At 48.1% G+C, this 17,755-nt stretch carries 15 protein-coding genes and 1 pseudogene; 13 read left to right on the forward strand and 3 right to left on the reverse strand.

Going from position 1 to position 17,755, the window contains the following annotated elements; all coding sequences use genetic code 11:
• Positions 1-50 precede the first annotated feature (50 nt).
• Together HP401_RS17570 and leuB are read left to right on the forward strand one after the other, a co-directional pair.
• The gene (locus HP401_RS17570; protein WP_173605920.1) at positions 51-1,589 is read left to right on the forward strand and encodes a 2-isopropylmalate synthase; all 1,539 of its coding nucleotides are present in this window, start codon (positions 51-53) and stop codon (positions 1,587-1,589) included.
• 79 nt (positions 1,590-1,668) lie between these two features.
• Complete coding sequence (gene leuB, locus HP401_RS17575) at positions 1,669-2,763, forward strand: 3-isopropylmalate dehydrogenase (RefSeq protein ID WP_012685347.1); 1,095 nt, start codon at positions 1,669-1,671, stop codon at positions 2,761-2,763.
• Positions 2,764-2,834: 71 nt separating this feature from the next.
• Here leuB and HP401_RS17580 read toward each other — a convergent pair whose 3' ends face one another.
• Both HP401_RS17580 and HP401_RS17585 read right to left on the reverse strand, forming a co-directional pair.
• Positions 2,835-4,181, reverse strand: coding sequence for a TrkH family potassium uptake protein (locus HP401_RS17580; protein ID WP_173605921.1), 1,347 nt, complete (start codon positions 4,179-4,181; stop codon positions 2,835-2,837).
• 87 nt (positions 4,182-4,268) lie between these two features.
• Positions 4,269-5,711 carry an aminotransferase-like domain-containing protein gene (locus HP401_RS17585; protein ID WP_173605922.1) on the reverse strand — a complete coding sequence of 481 codons (1,443 nt, stop codon included), beginning with the start codon at positions 5,709-5,711 and terminating at the stop codon, positions 4,269-4,271.
• Between the two features lie 174 nt (positions 5,712-5,885).
• On the opposite strand from HP401_RS17585, the gene HP401_RS17590 reads away from it, so the two are divergent.
• The 10 genes and pseudogenes from HP401_RS17590 (at position 5,886) to HP401_RS17635 (ending at position 16,651) form a co-directional block, all read left to right on the forward strand.
• Positions 5,886-6,392 carry a MogA/MoaB family molybdenum cofactor biosynthesis protein gene (locus HP401_RS17590; RefSeq protein WP_012685350.1) on the forward strand — a complete coding sequence of 169 codons (507 nt, stop codon included), beginning with the start codon at positions 5,886-5,888 and terminating at the stop codon, positions 6,390-6,392.
• A gap of 121 nt (positions 6,393-6,513) precedes the next feature.
• Positions 6,514-8,292 carry a B12-binding domain-containing radical SAM protein gene (locus HP401_RS17595; protein WP_173605923.1) on the forward strand — a complete coding sequence of 593 codons (1,779 nt, stop codon included), beginning with the start codon at positions 6,514-6,516 and terminating at the stop codon, positions 8,290-8,292.
• A 37-nt stretch (positions 8,293-8,329) separates the two neighbouring features.
• Positions 8,330-9,001: pseudogene (locus HP401_RS17600) on the forward strand (DNA alkylation repair protein).
• A 171-nt stretch (positions 9,002-9,172) separates the two neighbouring features.
• The gene (locus HP401_RS17605) at positions 9,173-9,790 is read left to right on the forward strand and encodes a DedA family protein (RefSeq protein WP_012685353.1); all 618 of its coding nucleotides are present in this window, start codon (positions 9,173-9,175) and stop codon (positions 9,788-9,790) included.
• 3 nt (positions 9,791-9,793) lie between these two features.
• Positions 9,794-10,177, forward strand: a complete 384-nt coding sequence (locus HP401_RS17610; RefSeq protein WP_041749318.1) for a DUF1294 domain-containing protein — start codon at positions 9,794-9,796, stop codon at positions 10,175-10,177.
• Between the two features lie 94 nt (positions 10,178-10,271).
• Positions 10,272-11,552 carry a kynureninase gene (gene kynU, locus HP401_RS17615; RefSeq protein WP_173605924.1) on the forward strand — a complete coding sequence of 427 codons (1,281 nt, stop codon included), beginning with the start codon at positions 10,272-10,274 and terminating at the stop codon, positions 11,550-11,552.
• Positions 11,553-11,685: 133 nt separating this feature from the next.
• Entirely contained in the window at positions 11,686-13,227 is a 1,542-nt protein-coding gene (locus HP401_RS17620) for a spore germination protein (protein WP_064200977.1), read from the forward strand.
• The gene (locus HP401_RS17625; RefSeq protein ID WP_173605925.1) at positions 13,224-14,384 is read left to right on the forward strand and encodes a GerAB/ArcD/ProY family transporter; all 1,161 of its coding nucleotides are present in this window, start codon (positions 13,224-13,226) and stop codon (positions 14,382-14,384) included. The genes HP401_RS17620 and HP401_RS17625 overlap by 4 nt, the downstream gene beginning before the upstream one ends.
• A complete protein-coding gene (locus tag HP401_RS17630) occupies positions 14,377-15,507 on the forward strand; it encodes a Ger(x)C family spore germination protein (RefSeq protein ID WP_173605926.1) in 1,131 nt (376 codons plus the stop codon). Before HP401_RS17625 ends, HP401_RS17630 begins: the two co-directional genes overlap by 8 nt.
• Before the next feature lie 13 nt (positions 15,508-15,520).
• Positions 15,521-16,651, forward strand: coding sequence for a GerAB/ArcD/ProY family transporter (locus HP401_RS17635; RefSeq protein ID WP_173605927.1), 1,131 nt, complete (start codon positions 15,521-15,523; stop codon positions 16,649-16,651).
• 42 nt (positions 16,652-16,693) lie between these two features.
• On the opposite strand, the gene sspI is transcribed toward HP401_RS17635, so the two are convergent.
• A complete protein-coding gene (gene sspI / locus HP401_RS17640) occupies positions 16,694-16,930 on the reverse strand; it encodes a small acid-soluble spore protein SspI (RefSeq protein WP_012685360.1) in 237 nt (78 codons plus the stop codon).
• Positions 16,931-17,100: 170 nt separating this feature from the next.
• On the opposite strand from sspI, the gene HP401_RS17645 reads away from it, so the two are divergent.
• Complete coding sequence (locus HP401_RS17645) at positions 17,101-17,754, forward strand: potassium channel family protein (RefSeq protein WP_007728524.1); 654 nt, start codon at positions 17,101-17,103, stop codon at positions 17,752-17,754.
• Position 17,755: the final 1 nt, after the last annotated feature.

Here is a 17,755-nt window from a genome sequence, read left to right on the forward strand (position 1 = left end):
TGTAAAAAATGTATATATAATGTAGGGAAAAATGTGGAGGTGAAAAGTTCATGCGGACCATTGAGATTTTTGATACGACTCTGCGCGATGGGGAGCAGTCTCCGGGCGTCAATATTAGCACGAACGAAAAGGTGGAGATCGCCCTTCAACTCGAGAAGCTGGGCGTAAACAGAATGGAGGCGGGCTTCGCTGCTGCCTCCCCTGGTGACCAAAAGTCTGTGGCCGAAGTTGCAAAACGGGTGAAGAATGCAACCGTCGTCAGTCTGGCTCGTGCCGTAAAAGACGACATGGATAAGGCATACGAAGCGCTTCGCAACGCACAAAACGCTTCCCTCCACGTTTTTCTCGCAACATCTCCAATTCACCGTCAGTTCAAGCTGAACATGAGCAAGGAAGAAGTCCTTGCTCGGGCGGTGGAAGCGGTCACCTATGCGAAAAAGTATTTTACGGAAGTTCAGTTTTCCGCAGAGGATGCGGCGCGTACCGAGATCGACTTTTTGGCAGAGGTTGTAGAGGCGGTCATCAAGGCAGGGGCTACCACGGTAAATATTCCAGATACGGTTGGCTACATGACGCCGTATCAATACGGAAACATTTTCCGAGAGCTGAAAAAACGTGTGCCTTCTACTGATCTGATTCGCCTGAGCTGCCATTGCCATGATGACCTCGGGATGGCAGTCGCCAACAGTCTTGCTGCTGTCGAGGGTGGAGCTACACAAGTAGAGGGTACCATTAATGGAATCGGAGAGCGCGCAGGAAATGCTGCTCTGGAAGAAGTGGCGCTTGCCTTGGAGACACGCAAGGATTACTACCAGGCGACGACCAAGCTGAATTTGAAAGAAATCGCACGGACCAGTCAGTTGGTAAGCCGTTTGACAGGGATGATCGTGCCAGGAAATAAAGCAGTCGTGGGTGCAAATGCGTTTGCGCACGAATCCGGTATTCACCAGGATGGTGTGTTAAAAGAGGTCACTACGTACGAAATTATCCGTCCGGAATCGGTTGGCTTCAAGTCAAACAAACTGGTTCTCGGCAAGCACTCTGGCCGTCATGCTTTCAAAGAAAAATTGGTTGATCTGGGTTATCACTTGGAGCAAGAAGAGGTAAACGCAGCGTTCGCAGCATTTAAAGTATTGTGCGACAAGAAGAAAGAAATCACGGATGATGACATCCTCGCATTAGTCGATTCCAAGATGGTTCGCGGACCTGAAGCGTTCCAGCTAGAATCGGTGCAGCTCGCTTACGGCAACATTTCCGTTCCGACAGCGAGTGTGCGACTGGTTCGTCCCGACGGATCGGTATGCGAAGAAGCCGCATGTGGAAATGGATCGGTTGATTCTATCTACAAAGCGATTGACCGCGCTACCGGAGAAGAAGTCTCTCTTGTCGACTACAAAATTCTTTCTGTTACCCATGGACAAGATGCGTTGGGTGAAGTGTTCGTACGCCTTCAACAGGACGATCTGATCGTAACAGGACGCGGTGTGAGTACGGATGTGCTGGAAGCAAGCGCCATTGCCTATGTACGGGCAGTCAACAAGATCATGGAGCGGCGAGGCGAGCCTACTCCTGTCAGTGCAACGATATAAAGATAGGGTTTAAAGTGGATAGGATCATAGGAACCAGCAGCGTTCGGAAACCATTACGTATAGAAAAGCGGGATAAACGATGAAGAAAAACTATCGCATCGCCGTTCTTCCTGGAGACGGTATTGGACCAGAAATCATGCAGGAAGCGGTCAAAGTCCTTACACTCGTAGGGGAACTTGAAGGTGTCACTTTTACATGTGAAGAAGGCCGGATCGGTGGGATCGCAATCGATACGGATGGAACACCGTTGCCAGAAGAAACGGTAACGTTGGCAAAGCAAGCGGATGCTGTGCTCTTGGGTGCCGTTGGCGGACCGAAGTGGGATCAAAATCCTGGGCATCTTCGTCCAGAAACAGGGTTGCTCGGCATTCGTAAAGCACTCGGATTGTTTGCGAACATTCGCCCAGCAACCATGCACAGCTCTCTGGTGGATGCGTCCACCCTCAAGCCAGAAGTCGTTTCTGGCGTTGACTTGATCGTTGTACGTGAACTGACCGGGGGGATTTACTTCGGTGAGAAAAAACGCTATGACGGTCCAAACGGTGAAGTCGCAGAGGATCAGTGCATCTATCATGAAGCGGAAGTCGAGCGAATCATTCGAGTTGGCTTCGACATTGCCCGCAAACGCCAAAAGCGTCTCGTATCTGTAGATAAGGCAAACGTCCTCGAAAGCTCCCGCCTTTGGCGCAAGGTAGCCGAGCGAGTAGCGGCTGACTATCCAGATGTAGAGCTGTCTCACCAGTTGGTAGACTCTTGCGCGATGCAGCTTGTGCGTGAACCCAAACAGTTTGACGTCATCGTGACAGAAAACATGTTTGGCGACATCTTGAGTGATCAGGCAGCGATGCTGACTGGTTCGATTGGGATGCTGTCCTCGGCGAGTCTGGCAGCTGGCAGCTTTGGCCTGTATGAACCGGTTCATGGCTCTGCCCCTGACATTGCTGGAAAAGGCATTGCCAATCCGCTGGCAACCATTCTGTCCGTAGCGATGATGCTTCGTCTCTCTCTCGGAATGGATGAAGCGGCAGCAGCGGTGGAAAACGCAGTTTGGTCCGTACTGGAAGCAGGACATCGCACGGGCGATATCGCAGCAGACAGAAGCAAAGCGATTGGTACAATCGAGATGGGCCAACTGGTTCGCGACGAGCTGTCCAAACAGTGGCAAACACAATAAACCATACACAAAACGAAACCCTGCCAAAGTCCTTCGGTGCTCTGGCAGGGTTTTCTCCATTATGATACGACTTATCCGATCGTAATCTTCCCTTTTGGATAGCGGAAGTACTCCTTTTGCTTGCGTTGTGCGAGGGCAAAGGCAATGGTGAGAGGCCCTACCCGACCGGCAAACATCGTCAATACGATCAGGATTTTCCCGATTGGAGTCAGATGAGGGGTTAGCCCCATGGACAATCCAGTCGTAGCAAACGCAGAAGTGACCTCGAACAGGATCATTTCGAATCGGGCACTTGTCTCTGTAATGGAAAGCACCATCGTCATGACAAGGACAATAAACAAGGAGATCATCGTCAATGTCAGCGATTTGTAGACCATGTGAGGCAGGATACGTTGTCGGAAGAAGATCACGTCTTCTTTTCCTTTCATTTGGGCGACAACAGCACCGATCAGTGTGGCGAATGTCGTCGTCTTGATACCGCCACCCGTTGATCCTGGGGAAGCACCGATGAACATTAAGAGAATAATGAGGAATAGAGATGACTGATACATGTCACCGATATTCAAGGTGTTCGAACCTGCCGTACGTGCTGTCACTGATTGATAAAGTGAGCCAAGCACTTTGCCCATCATAGACAAAGGCTGCAAGGTCTTCGGATTCGCATACTCCAAAATTAAGATCAGAGCAGTTCCTGCGACAACTAAGATCCCGGTCGTAGACAAAACGACCTTCGTATGTAGCGAAAGACGGCGCGTTTGACGGTAATCGTACAGCTCACTCACAACCATGAAGCCGATCCCGCCGAGGATGATCAGCAGACAGACAACGAGCGTGACGACCGGATCATCTACGTAGGCTGTCAAGCTGGCGAATTCCCCCATTAAGTCAAAGCCAGCATTATTAAAGTTAGAAATTGCATGAAAAAAGCCGAAGTAGATCGCTTTAGGCAATGGGAAATCAAAGGCAAAGCGTATAGAGAGAAGCACACCGCCTATCAGCTCAGTGAGGGCAGTAAAGACCAGAATCATTTTGGCCAAACGAACGATACCTTCCATTGACATCTGATTCAGGGATTCTTGCAGGATGAGTCGCTCGCGCAAGGAGATCTTTTTGCGCATGATTAGTGCGAAAAAGGTAGCGAACGTCATAAAGCCGAGTCCGCCAATTTGGATGAGCGATAAAATGACGAGTTGACCAAAGGTAGTGAAAGTCGTTCCGGTATCGACGACAACCAAGCCTGTTACACACGTAGCAGAGGTGGCTGTAAACAGTGCATCAAGCCAATGCAGACCAAGTCCATCAACTGTAGCGACCGGGAGTGTCAAAAGCAGCGCTCCTAAGAAGATAATCAAGGAAAACCCAAGAACAAGCGTTTTTGGTGGATCAAGGTGAAGCTTTTCTACGATTTTTTTAATCATAGTAGGTTATACCTCGGCTTTTTTTGAGTCTAGTGAAAAGGAAAAGAGGGAAATCCATTTCTTAGTATGGCATTTCCCTTGGAAAACTTACTGAAGTAGAGCAGCACCCAATCGGTGAAGCCAATGCTTCAACTCTCTTTCTTCCAGTGGAGCGAGTGGAAAACGGACAGCCGGGCAGCGCAGAATGTCGGCGGGCTCATCTGCTACGCGAAAAGCATGACCACCAGTCAGCTCGAGTCCTTCCTCACGCAGAATAGCGACGACTCTCTCTTCTTGTTCGGTTGCTCTTGCGGTTGGCGTGCCCCATTTGATCCACGTATTTAAGCCCCCTGAAATGGGGTACATTCGCGCGTGATCAGGGAGTGCCTGGCGTCTTTCCTGCCACAGTCGCAGGAAGCGAGTCTGGAACAGGGCGCGACGATCCGTCAGAAACTCTTCATAAAACCATGGATCATCGAGGAGGCGGACGGCGGATTCCACGACGAGCAAGGATGGCTCAGCTCCTGTCATGGAAACAAGCTGACTGTAGCGCTCCAACTCGTCATCCGATAAATCAGAAGGAAGCATCAATACGCCCAATTGCAGATCGCGAGCCAACGTTTTTGACAACGAATGCAGATAGTAGACCTCCACAGGGCTTTTTGCCTGTGCAGCCATCTGGTACAGCGGAACACTCGGTTCTTCAAACCAGAGGTCGCCATAATGGTCATTTTCCACAAGACGTACGTTATGGCTCTGCGCCCATTCGAGCAGATCTTCCTTTCGTTTCAACGAATAGCTGATACCCGTAGGAAATTGATAATGCGGGTTAATCAAAAGCCAATTCGCCGGGTAATGCTCCTGCTCTTCTGTGAGAGCTTGAATACAAACGCCTTCTTCATCCATGCGAATCGGGCGAACGGTAATTCCGCACTGACTCAATAGGCGAAGAAAAACGGGATAGCTGTACTCCTCCACATAGACGACATCACGTGAATTCATGACACGCTGGGCAAGAAAGGCGAAGCCGCTCGTGCTTCTATTAAAAAGCAGGAGGCGCTCAGGTGAGTGAGGAAGCCCCCGGCGGCCGAGGTGATCGGCAAAAACCTTGGCAGCTTGTGTACGCCTGATTTTCTTTTGCGCGGACGGTTCATCCAATACGGTCAGGCTCTCATAAAAAGCACCACGCAATCGTTTCACCAGCTCTTCGCTAGGACGAGGGGAGGAATCAGCTAGGGAAGCGATCGGAATATCTGTGAGCGGGAGGCGATTTTCCAAACGAGCTTCTTTGGCAAGCTGCGTCAAGTAATAACCTTTGCCGTGCACAGCTTCCAGCCAGCCTTCCAACGCAAGATGATCGTATGCTTTTTTGACTGTCTCCAGCGAGCAGCCGCTAATTGTTTTCATATCTCGCAGCGATATCAATTGTTGTCCATCTACAAGAAAGGCACCACGAAGAATCGCTGTTTTCAATTGTTCAGCGAGTTGTACATAGATCGGTGTGTGCGATTGTTTGTGGAAATGAAAAGAAAAATATGGTCGCTCTGGCATTCGCGCACGCCTCCTTGTCTGTCGAAAAAATAGCAGTCATCAGCATTATATAGGAAAGCGAAGCATCTCGGGTATAGGGAGTGAAGAAATTGTTGCCGGAACGACGAGGGTATTGGAAACCGGAACATGGTATCATGAGAAGAGATATATATTGAAGAAATGAGGAAAATACGGATGAGTACGCAGGAACACAAGGCACTATCGCCCAAGCAAGTCACATGCATGGTCATCACCGTTTCCGATACCCGGACAGAGGATACAGATAAAAGCGGGCAATTAATGAAGCAACTATTGACTGAAGCAGGTCACAGCGTTGCGCTTTATCAAATAGTAAAGGACGAGCCTGTACAGGTCATTGCTGCGATCGAAGCGGGAATCGCACATGAAGACGTTCAAGTCATTCTTCTCAATGGCGGTACTGGCATTTCGCCCCGAGACAATACCTTTGAGGCTGTTTCTGGCTTGCTCGATAAGGAAATGCCAGGGTTTGGGGAGCTGTTTCGGATGTTGAGCTTTACAGAAGACATCGGTTCGGCAGCGATGCTCAGTCGTGCGATTGCAGGGACGCGGAAAGGGAAAATGATTTTTTCCACGCCAGGTTCGACAGGTGCGGTGCGACTGGCGATGAATCGGTTGATCGTGCCGGAGCTGGGGCATGTGGTGCGCGAATTAAACCGTTAACGATTTGCCGTTACTAGCCTCGTATGGTACTGTTACGAAAGGAAAAAGATCGGTCAGACCTGAACCATCGATTGCAGATGGTTTTTTGGTGCCGAATTTTGCAAGGAGAGTAGACCCATCCATGAAGATTTTACTATCGACTTTAAACGCCAAGTTTATTCACTCCTCACTCGCTTTGCGTTATTTGCGAAGCTATGCTCAGGAAGCATTTCCTTCGATTGAGCTGGTGGAGTATACCATCAACGATGTGACGTTAAATATAGTAGCAGATATACACAAGCGCAAGCCCGATGTTGTTGCATTTTCCTGTTATATCTGGAACATTCGTGAGACCCTCAGTGTCATGCGCACGCTGAAAAAGATTTGCCCGGATGTTCCGATTATCCTCGGCGGACCAGAAGTGACCTATGATGCGGACGAATGGATGAAGAAGCATCCTGAAATCGATGTGATCTGCATCGGTGAAGGGGAGCAAACCTTCTTGGAGCTTTTGCAGGTGTACCAGGAATCATTGCAAACCAAGCAGCCTCCGCGCTTGCGTGATGTCGCCGGAATCGCTTATCGCGAAGAGGAGTACGTGCGTTTTTCCATGCCGCGTGCGCAGGTTGAAGAGATGGACAGCATTCCTTCCCCATACGCGGATCAACTGGACGAGCTGAACAACCGCGTCGTCTATTTCGAGGCATCCCGTGGCTGTCCGTTCAAATGCCAATACTGTCTGTCTTCGATTGAAGACGGCGTACGCTATTTCAGTCTGGAACGAGTAAAGGAAGATCTCATGCGTTTGATCAATCACGGCGTCAAAACGATCAAGTTCGTGGATCGAACGTTTAACATCAATAAGAAATATGCGTTGGAAATCTTTCAGTTTTTGATCGATAACCACAATGGCACAGTCTTTCAATTCGAGATCACGGCAGACATTTTGCGCGCGGACGTACTCGATTTCTTGACCGAGAACGCACCTCCAGGTATTTTCCGCTTCGAGATTGGGGTTCAGTCCACGAATGATGAGACCAACCGCCTTGTTCAGCGGATTCAGCGCTTCGATCGCCTTGCGCGTACAGTGACACAGATCAAGGATTCGAAAAAAATCGATCAGCATTTGGATTTGATCGCTGGTTTGCCTGAGGAAGATTATGCGTCCTTCCGCAAAACCTTCAACGACGTGTTTGGTCTGCGCCCGGAGGAGCTTCAGCTTGGCTTTTTGAAAATGCTGCGCGGGACAGGTGTTCGTGCGCGTGCGGCTAATCATGGCTATGTTTTTATGGATGAGGCTCCTTACGAAATTTTGGGGAATAACGTCCTTTCCTTTGATGACATGCAAAAAATCAAGCGTGTTGAAGACATTTTGGAAAAGTACTGGAACGCGCACCGGATGGACTATACAGTGGAGTGGCTCTTGGTGAATCAGTTCGAAACGGCTTTTGACTTCTTCCAGGCATTTGGTGATTATTGGGAAAATCAGGGTTGGGGCCGAATCGGTCATCAATTAGAGGATTTGTTCGTACGTTTGCAGAAGTTTTTGCAATTCCAGGAAGTGGATGGTATGGGTCATGTGCTTAGCATGATGAAATTCGATTTCCTGCGCAACCAGAAGCATCGCCCGCGCAAGCTGTGGTGGGAGGACGTGATGGACAAGGAAGAGATGCAGCAGACGTTTGCTGTCCTAACCGAGCAGCGTGAGCGACTCCGCGATGATTTTGCGGCACATGCTGCGTTGGAAAAAGATTATTTCAAACACACGCTGACTGCCAAGGTGACCTTTGATATTGAAAAATGGATGGAGACCGGTGAGCTTGTCGAGGGAGATTTTACACTCGTCGTGTATTATCCGTACAAAGACGAAGAGCAAAATGCTTTTGCCGTCGTCAAGCAGGACGTCCAAGCAGCAGGCTAAACCACCGGATGATCAGATGGGGTGGGAGGAGACGCGGATGAACGCAAGTGAGTATACGGAGGCTGTCGAGGAACGGTTGCGTGCACATAGTGATTCGATTGTGGCTGGCCCCATGGCGCAGTACATGAAAAATCATTTTCCTTTTCTGGGGATAAAATCACCATAGCGCAAAGAACTGACCAAACAAATCTTTCGTGAGTATGGTGTACCCGAAGATTGGGAGCAGGTCGTTCGGTCCTTGTGGGCTTTGCCAGCGCGAGAGTACCAGTATGTAGCGCTTGACGTACTCGAGAAGTCCAAAAAGCGTCTCACCCCTAACCATCTCCCGTTCGTTGTCGAACTGATTACGACAAAATCGTGGTGGGATACCGTAGATTATCTGGCTTCCCATACAACGGGCAAATTGTTCGCCGTACATCCCGAACTGATCGAACCGAATGCGACAACCTGGATGGATGGGACCAACATGTGGCTGCAACGAACGGCCATTTTATTTCAATTGTCGTACAAGGACAAGACCGATCAGCGGCTGCTCTTTTCCTTGGTGGAAAGATGCGCGGATTCCAAAGAGTTTTTTATTCAGAAGGCAATCGGCTGGGCGTTGAGAGAGTATGCGAAAACCAATCCCAAAGCCGTGCGTGAATTTGTAGAAGCGACTCCACTTGCGAGTTTGTCCAGGCGTGAAGCGCTCAAGCATCTATCAGGATAGGGTCGTCTGTTGTATCTGTGCTTGATAAAATACGCAAATCTATTGCACAATAAACAAGTACCTTTTTTGAGGTTCATAACGTAATACATAGAGTCAGATATCGTGCGATGCCATAGCTGCTAGTATGTCAAGAAATGACCGCACTGTGGCAAGGATAGGGGATTTTGCCTCATGGAAGTCGACCTGCTAATGTCCATCATAGAGCAATACGGTTACGTAGCGATTTTTTTCATGCTTTGGCTGGGGATTGTAGGCTTGCCGATTCCCGATGAGCTGGTTGTCGCTACAGGAGGATTTCTTGCCTCCATTGGCATGTTAAACCCTTGGTATTCTTTTTTGGCGGGATATTTAGGGGTTGCCTCCGGATTGACGATTGGCTTTTTACTTGGAAAGTACTTTGGGAAACCGATATTGCAGTGGCTGTGCAAAACCGAGAAAATGAGGAACGCCGTGAATCGATCAACGAGCTTGCTGGAGAAGTATGGAACTACTGCTCTTTGCATCAGTTACTTATTTCCGGTTGTCCGTCATGTCGTACCTTATTTGGTCGGGCTTGGTGGTATGACGTTTCGGCGTTATGCGGTGCTATCATATCCGATCGGGTTGATTTGGACCATTGCCTTTTACTTTCTCGGCCATGTATTCGGTAATAATGTGGAAGCCATTATCGAGGTCATCCGTAAATACGGTTTCTACGCTTTGCTGGTGATCGTGATTGTATTGGCTGTGGTATTTTTCGTACGCAAGCAGTTTATGGCAAATCGGGCATATCGGGCAAAAGGAGAATAAGAAATGTACCATCAACAATTAGCTGCCCACCGCCGCAATTTCATGTTGCTGCTCGTTATTAGTTGGGCCCTCCTCTTGGTCGGATACTTCAATTCGAATGTTTGGGTGCTGGCGGCAGGAGCTTTACTGGTGAATGGCTATGCTTATTACCTGATGCAGGCAGACAAGCGTCTGGCTAAAGAAAAAGGTTTTCGGGTTCCAGAAATGAGCCTTTTTTTGGTCGCATTTTTAGGAGGAGGGATTGGGGCGTTTGAGGGTATGCTCATTCAACGGCATAAGACCAAGCATACCTCTTTTCGCATTCTGCTCCCGCTCTTTTGCATCGCGCAAATCTTGCTAGTCATTTGGGGAATACAACTATATTTGGATAAGAATCTCGTGTCGTAGGTGGCACGGGATTTTCTTTTTGTAAAAAGGATTCTCTTGTTTGAAAATTCAGCCTATAATAGAAATAACGATGGAACAAGCTGAGGAGGTAGTTATGTCTCAATCGAGCGGCTTAACGAAAGCGTACGCACAGCAATTGGATGCACAGGACGAACTCGCGAGCTATCGCGAAGAGTTTTATTTGCTTCCGAGCCTGTATTTGGATGGAAACTCGCTTGGCCTCATGTCAAAAAGAGCGGAAAAGAGCGTCATGGATATGATGCAGTCTTGGAAGGAGCTGGGTGTGGAAGGCTGGACAACGGGTCGTCATCCGTGGTTTTTCTTTTCGGAGAAATTGGCAGAGATGAGCGCCGCGCTTGTAGGGGCAAGCCCGGAGGAAGTGATCGTCACGGGATCTACGACGATCAACCTGCATCAGCTGGCAGCTACCTTCTATCGTCCTGTTGGGAAGAGGTCGAAGGTCGTTGCCACCGAACTGGATTTCCCTACGGATATATACGCACTCCAGAGTCAAATGAAGCTCCACGGGCTGGACCCGGAAGAGCATTTGGTTCGGGTAGCGTCAAGAGATGGTCGCCTGATTGAAGAAGAGGATATTATCGATGCGATGACGGATGAAGTAGCACTCGTTGTCCTTCCTACCGTCCTGTATCGCAGTGGCCAGCTGCTCGATATCGAACGGTTGACAGCAGCCGCACATGAGAGAGGCATTCTGATTGGTTTTGACGGATGTCACTCTGTAGGAGCGATCCCGCATTCCTTCAGTAAATGGGGAGTGGACTTTGCCTACTGGTGCAACTACAAATACGTAAATGCAGGGCCTGGAAGCGTGGGTAGCCTATATGTCAATCGCAAGCATTTTGGCAGGACTCCTGGATTGGCGGGATGGTTCAGCTCGAAAAAGGATAAGCAATTTGACATGGATCATACGCTGGAGGCATGCGAAAGTGCGGGCGCTTACCAGATTGGTACCCCACATATGCTGAGTCTCGCCCCACTGCTTGGTTCGTTGGAAATGTTCCAGGAGGTGTCCATGGAAAAGCTTCGGACCAAGTCACTCGGCTTAACGCGGTTCATGATGGATTTGATCGAGGTGGAGCTGGCAGACATGGGATTTACGATTGCGAACCCACAGCAGGACGATCGCCGAGGTGGGCATGTCAGCCTTGAGCACGAAGAGGCCATACGTATATGCAAGGCCTTGAAGGAAGCCGGCATTATTCCTGACTTCCGTGCCCCAAACATCATCCGGTTAGCCCCCGTTGCTTTCTATACGACTTATACAGAGGTTTGGGATTGTGTCCAGATCTTAAAGGCGATCATGCTGGAGAAGAGCTACGAGAAATTTGAAAACAAACGCGAGGTAGTCGCTTGACAGGTCCGACTTAGGTTGGACCTGTTTTTCTTTTGTAATACGCCATTTACGGGATTTCCTTTCCATTATTGGGTACACTATCCGTACCTGTAGACAGTCTACATTCTACATTCCATGGATAAGGGTGAGCAGCTTGAGCCAGTTTTTTCAAGCATGGAAAAAAAGAAAAGAAGCCCTCCAGTCAAAAACGTTGGAGCAGCACTCCGACAAGAGCATGGAAAGCGTATCGGATGTTGCGCTCACTACAAATGTGGAGGAAAACATCCAATTGATTCAAGCGCAGCTTGGAAAGTGTGACGATCTCGTCGTTCGTCGTTTTCAAACGAAGACAAAGACGCAAGCCGCTATCGTTTTTATAGATGGCATGGTGGATCGAAATGTCATCAGTGATTTTATTATTCGCTATATGACGACTCCCGATATCACCTATAATGATCCGGCTACAAATGAGCTGGATTTGACAGACAAACTGAGGCAGATCGTCCGAAATATTTTGTCTGGATGTGCGGTACTGATCCTCGATGGATGTCAAAATGCTTATTTGAATAACACGAGAGGTTGGGACAGGCGTTCAGTGGAAGAGCCTCAGACGGAATCCGTCGTACGAGGGCCACGCGATGGTTTCTGTGAGACGTTGTGTGTGAATTCAGCACTAATCCGCTTCCGCTTGAAGGACCCGAATCTCAGAGTGCGACATATGGTTGTCGGAGAACGAACGCAGACTGACATTTACATCATGTACGTCGAGGGTATTGCGTATCCCCCGATGGTAGAGGAAGTGATTGCGCGAATCGAGAGTAATGTTCGGGTGGATTCTGTGCTGGAGAGCGGGTACATCGAACAAATGATCCAGGATCGGAGATGGTCTCCATTTCCGCAGATTCAAAATACGGAGCGCCCGGACAAAGTAGTGGCCAATCTTTTGGAAGGGAAGGTAGGCATTCTGGTAGATGGGACTCCGTTCGGATTGATTGCTCCGGCTGTTTTTTCGCAGTTTTATCAGAGTCCTGAGGATTATTACGAGCGGTTTTATATCGCGACCTTGATTCGTTTCATTCGGATTATCAGTATCAGCATTGCCTTGTTGTTGCCGTCTCTTTATATCGCTTTTAGTTCGTTTCATCCAGAGATGATCCCTTCTCGACTGGTCATTGCGATGGCGGCAGGACGATCTACCGTTCCATTCCCTTCTTTAATCGAAGCGCTGTCTATGGAGTTGGCCATTGAAATATTGAGGGAAGCGAGTGTGAGGCTGCCGGGGCCAATCGGTCCTACGATTGGGATTGTTGGGGCACTCGTGGTTGGGGAAGCAGCGGTAACGGCTGGGCTTGTCAGTCCTGTCATGGTGATCATCGTGGCTGTAACGACAATTGGCTCGTTTGCATCCCCAAGTTACAGTGCAGCGATTGCTATACGCATGCTCCGCTTTCCGGTAATGATTCTGGCAGGAATGTTTGGTCTATACGGGATTATGCTGTTTTTGATTGTCATCCTCATTCATTTGTCTTCACTGAAATCGTTTGGAGTGCCCTATATGAGCCCGCTTAGTCCGCTCAACCTGAATGGAATGAAGGACTTGTTCATACGGGCACCCCATCACATGTTGAAAACAAGACCGATGATGTTTCACGTTCAAGATAAAATCCGGATCAGAGAGGAGGATAACCAGAAATGAACAGGAGGGAAGGGCACGGCTGGCACCAGACTCTATCGATGTGGCAGCAAATTTGTCTCATGACAAGTACCTTAATCGGTGTCGGAGTTTTGACCCTTCCTCGCACAACCAGTTCGAAATTATATGAGGCAGGCTGGATCGCCCCTCTGATTGGCTCAGCAGGTGCGTATGTCTCCTTATGGTTAATTGTCAAATTGAGCAAGCGTTATCCAGGGGAAACCTTTATTGAATACAGTCACAAGGTGTGGGGATCTGCCAAACGGCCTTGGGTGGGAAAAGTTTTCAGCCTTCCTTGGATTTGTATCTATCTGGTATACCTGTATTTCTCCACGGCCGTCGTCTCGCGTGTATTTGGTGAAGTAGTTGTCACATCCGTTCTGTTGCAGACTCCGTTGGAAGTTATGCTCATGACGATGTTTTTGTTGATACTATTTTTGTGTATGCATGAGGTGGAAGTAGTAGCGCGAGTAAACGAGCTGCTGTTTCCTTTTATTATCTTTCCCCTTCTTTTTATCGCGATTGCGTCATTTCAAAAGTCGGAAATTGGGAATCTCCTGCCGATTAATCATGTGTCGATCCGATCAATGGTAGAAGGAGTGTACGAAGGAATTTATTCCTATTCCGGTTTTGAAATTATGTTCATCTTTTTCGCTTATGCGCAACAAAACACGAACAGGGAATTAGCGGGATTGTACAGTTTATTGATTGCAGCATCACTCTACATGTTGATTGTGGTCGCGGGTATTTCGGTGTTTGGTTACGAAGAGCTGCAAAGGGTGACGTGGCCAACACTAGAATTGGTCAAGACGACTCAGGTGCCTGGATTGATCTTGGAACGATTGGAGTCCGCTTTTTTGGCAGTGTGGGTTTCGGCTGTTTTTACTACGGTAGCCAATGCGTATTACGTAGTTGTTTATTCATTGAGACAGTTGTTTCGTAAAGGAATCAGGTTTCAAAGAATCGTGGCTTCTGTCCTTCTCATCCCTTTATTCTTCTTTGCCCTCATTCCACAAAATATCACGGAAGTATTCAGTATGGCGTCGTTCCTTGGGTTGTCTAGCCTGGTCATTAATTTGCTGATCCCTGTCGTTTACTGGGTAGCAATCCTCATCCGCGACATGGTGACCCGACGAGAGGGGCGGAATATCGATGGGTAAGTCGCTTAGATACTTCGCTTTGTTGATCATCTCTACAATCCTACTGACAGGGTGCTGGGACAGACGTGAATTGGAAGAACGGGCATCGGTGTTGGCCATTGCGATAGATCGGGATGAAGAAAATGAAAATCTGTATAAAATGACCGTCCAAATCCCTATACCCATCAAAATCGCGGGGAGTAGCGGGAAGGGCGGAGGAAATAATGCGGATGCCGTGAAAATCATGAGCGTGACAGGAAGAACGGTGACAGATGCTTCCAACAACTTGCAAATGCGGCTAAACCAACGATTGTTTCTTGGACATACGCGTATTCTTGCCGTAAGTGAGGAGATCGCTAGAAAGGGAATCCAAGACATTATGGACAGTTTTCGTCGCGAACCGCAAATACGGCGACTTCTGTGGCCGATCGTCGTGAAGGGCAAGGCGGCTACCTTGCTGGAAATCAAACCGAGAATCGAGCCGATTCCAGTCGTCTATATGATGGGGCTGATCGAAAATGGCATGAAATTAGGAAGAATTCCAGACCAAACGTTGGGCGACTATTTCAATCAGACCTCTAATCTAACCATGGAGCCGTTTTTGAATTATGTAGAGGCAAGAAATAATGAGGTGAGCTGGAAAGGGGTTGCTGTTTTTCGCGGACACAAGATGGTGGGGATATTGGATCACGTGCAGTCATGGGTATTACTTCAGCTGCGAAATGAAAAACCAGGTGGAGACATTGTGATTCCCTTGCCGAAAACCAAGAACGGATATGTGAGCTTTCGTCCGCATTTTGTAAAAAAAAAGGTGATCATTCACAAATCGTCTTCCGCTACTTATCAATGTGAGCTCCAAGGGGATATTGTCGAACTTACAGAAAACCTGAAAATTCCTCCTGAGCAATTCATCTTACAAATGCAAGCGCTTATTAAAAAAGAAATGGAAAACCGTGCAAAGAAGCTCTTGCAGCAATTACAAAAGCAGTACAATAGTGACATTTTGAAACTGGGCCTTACACTGCGTGCAAAGCATTACCAAGACTACTGGAAAACGCACAACTGGAAGCAAGATTTCAAGGATTTTCCGATTCGTGTTACATACACAATCAAGCTGCGCCGTCTTGGTATGGAAATGCAATAGGAGAGCGATCACTGTGGAGAATCAGAAACGGAATTTTGGTACCTGGCAACTGACAAGCATTATGGTCAGTTCGATGATCGGGGTGGGTATCCTTGTCATCCCGAGAACGGCAACCGAACTTCTTCATCAAATGGGGTGGATAGGCCCTATTGCAGGTGCTTTCATAGCATCCGTGGCTGTGGCGGCTATCGTTTATTTAGGCAACCAGTTTCCTGGGCTTACCTTTGTGGAATTTATGCCGAAGATATTTGGTGTTGCCATCGGTACCCTGTGTATATTTCTTTTCATACTCTATCAGTTCCTTAATGCGGGAATCACAGCCAGATTGTTCGGGGAAGTCGTCGTGACCTCCGTATTGCCGCAAACCCCACTGGAAGTAATTATCATCACGCTGCTATTGTTGGTCGTGTTTCTTTGTTGTCATGAGATTGAAGTTGTGGCAAGGGTAAATGAGCTGTTGATTCCTTTCCTCCTTTTGCCGTCTCTCTTGATTCCGCTCGTCTCCTTCATGAACGCAGATTGGTACAATTTATTGCCATTCCGATTCGAGTCATGGACAAACGTCGTGAAAACGGGGCTGAATACGTATACGCTCTACACTGGGTATGAGTTGTTAATGGTTTACTTTGCCTTCGCTATTCCTGGGGCAAGGCTTGGGGTGGCTAGCATGACAGGGATGAGCTTTGCTCTTGTCGTTTATGTGATTACAGTTGTCGCAGGCATTACTGTATTTGGCTATGAAGAATTGCAGAGGCTGGTGTGGCCTACACTTGAACTGGTCAAGGTAACGCAGAAAACCGGCTGGTTTTTGGAGCGTTTTGAGTCCGCCTTTCTTGCGATTTGGGTTGCTTCCGTATTTACAACGATCGGGAATATGCTTTACGCGACGATTTTTTCATTGCGGCGCTTGTTCCACAAAGGCATTCGTTTTCAGCAAATCACCGCGATTGTGATCATGATGCCTCTTTTTTTCCTAACGTTAGTGCCGCAAAATATAGTGGAGCTGTTTTCTTATACACAGCATTTGACCAATGTAGGATATTTGATCACTATCATCATCCCTATCTTGCTGGCAATTACCCAATTCATACGCAATCGGTTCAACAAAGGTCGAGAAGTGAATAATGCAAAGGGAGGGACATAGGAGTCCCTCCCTTTGTAGCATGTCTGTTCGAAAAAGAAATGGTTAGATTGGCTTTTCGGCTTGCTCAGGCAAGTGTTCCGCGATAGTCGTAATCATGGATTGACGTGAGGAAGCATCGCTGTTTTGCCACAGAACTTCAAACAAAACCCCTAACCCTGGCAGTGTCTTCTCCTGACCGCTTGAGATAGCATCACTGATGGTCTCTTCCACTTCGTTTGGATCTGAGCCTTGCATTTTGTACATGATCGCTTGACGTAAATTGAGTGAGGCAATATTCATGACCGCGCTTGCACCTCTCTTGTGAGAATGAATTCAAGAAATAGTATTTGTAAACGCTGATTTGTCATACCATACTTTTCGTACAAAACGTTCATGACCGTTTTGTGGGGGATGTTTTGGTTGTGCTATAATGCTTGTTATTGGTAAGTTCCGTAAAGGGGAAGATTAACATGTCCAAGCAATTTGCCATTATCGGGATGGGACGTTTTGGTTCTAGCGTGGCGAGAACGCTGTACGAGATGGATTATGAAGTGATGGGTATAGATGAGAACGAGGAGCGCATTAACGAAAATATTCAGTATGTAACGCACGCGGTAGCAGCTGATTCTACGGATGAACGCGCCTTGAAGGAAATCGGCATCCGCAATTTTGACGTAGTTGTCGTGGCCATTGGGGTCGATATTCAGGCGAGTATCCTGACGGTGTTGACGCTGAAAGACTTAGGTGTCAAAAAGATCGTGGCAAAAGCACAGAATGAGCGTCATGGACAGGTATTGTACAAGGTGGGAGCTGACCGTGTCGTATTCCCTGAGCGTGACATGGGTGTTCGGGTCGCCCACAATCTGATCTCTTCTAACGTACTTGACTTTATTGAGCTGGCAGAGGACTACAGCGTAGCGGAGGTAGTCGTGTCGTCCAAGCTGGTCGGTCAAAACTTGCGCCAACTGGATATTCGGAAAAAATACGAGGTCAACGTGATTGCCATCAAAAGCGGAGATAAATTCAATATCGCTCCTAGCCCGGATGAAGTCATCCAATACGGCGACGTGCTTGTGGTGATCGGGAACAACAAAGACTTACGCGAATTTGAGGAGCGGGCATAGG

Source organism: Brevibacillus sp. HB2.2 (assembly GCF_013284275.1).
GTDB classification, from domain to species: domain Bacteria; phylum Bacillota; class Bacilli; order Brevibacillales; family Brevibacillaceae; genus Brevibacillus; species Brevibacillus brevis_D.

Coding starts and splice junctions, on each gene's coding strand:
- HP401_RS17570 (WP_173605920.1), top strand. CDS start 51: ATGCGGACCATTGAGATTTTTGATACGACTCTGCGCGATGGGGAGCAG.
- leuB (WP_012685347.1), top strand. CDS start 1,669: ATGAAGAAAAACTATCGCATCGCCGTTCTTCCTGGAGACGGTATTGGA.
- HP401_RS17580 (WP_173605921.1), bottom strand. CDS start 4,181: ATGATTAAAAAAATCGTAGAAAAGCTTCACCTTGATCCACCAAAAACG.
- HP401_RS17585 (WP_173605922.1), bottom strand. CDS start 5,711: ATGCCAGAGCGACCATATTTTTCTTTTCATTTCCACAAACAATCGCAC.
- HP401_RS17590 (WP_012685350.1), top strand. CDS start 5,886: ATGAGTACGCAGGAACACAAGGCACTATCGCCCAAGCAAGTCACATGC.
- HP401_RS17595 (WP_173605923.1), top strand. CDS start 6,514: ATGAAGATTTTACTATCGACTTTAAACGCCAAGTTTATTCACTCCTCA.
- HP401_RS17605 (WP_012685353.1), top strand. CDS start 9,173: ATGGAAGTCGACCTGCTAATGTCCATCATAGAGCAATACGGTTACGTA.
- HP401_RS17610 (WP_041749318.1), top strand. CDS start 9,794: ATGTACCATCAACAATTAGCTGCCCACCGCCGCAATTTCATGTTGCTG.
- kynU (WP_173605924.1), top strand. CDS start 10,272: ATGTCTCAATCGAGCGGCTTAACGAAAGCGTACGCACAGCAATTGGAT.
- HP401_RS17625 (WP_173605925.1), top strand. CDS start 13,224: ATGAACAGGAGGGAAGGGCACGGCTGGCACCAGACTCTATCGATGTGG.
- HP401_RS17630 (WP_173605926.1), top strand. CDS start 14,377: ATGGGTAAGTCGCTTAGATACTTCGCTTTGTTGATCATCTCTACAATC.
- sspI (WP_012685360.1), bottom strand. CDS start 16,930: ATGAATATTGCCTCACTCAATTTACGTCAAGCGATCATGTACAAAATG.
- HP401_RS17645 (WP_007728524.1), top strand. CDS start 17,101: ATGTCCAAGCAATTTGCCATTATCGGGATGGGACGTTTTGGTTCTAGC.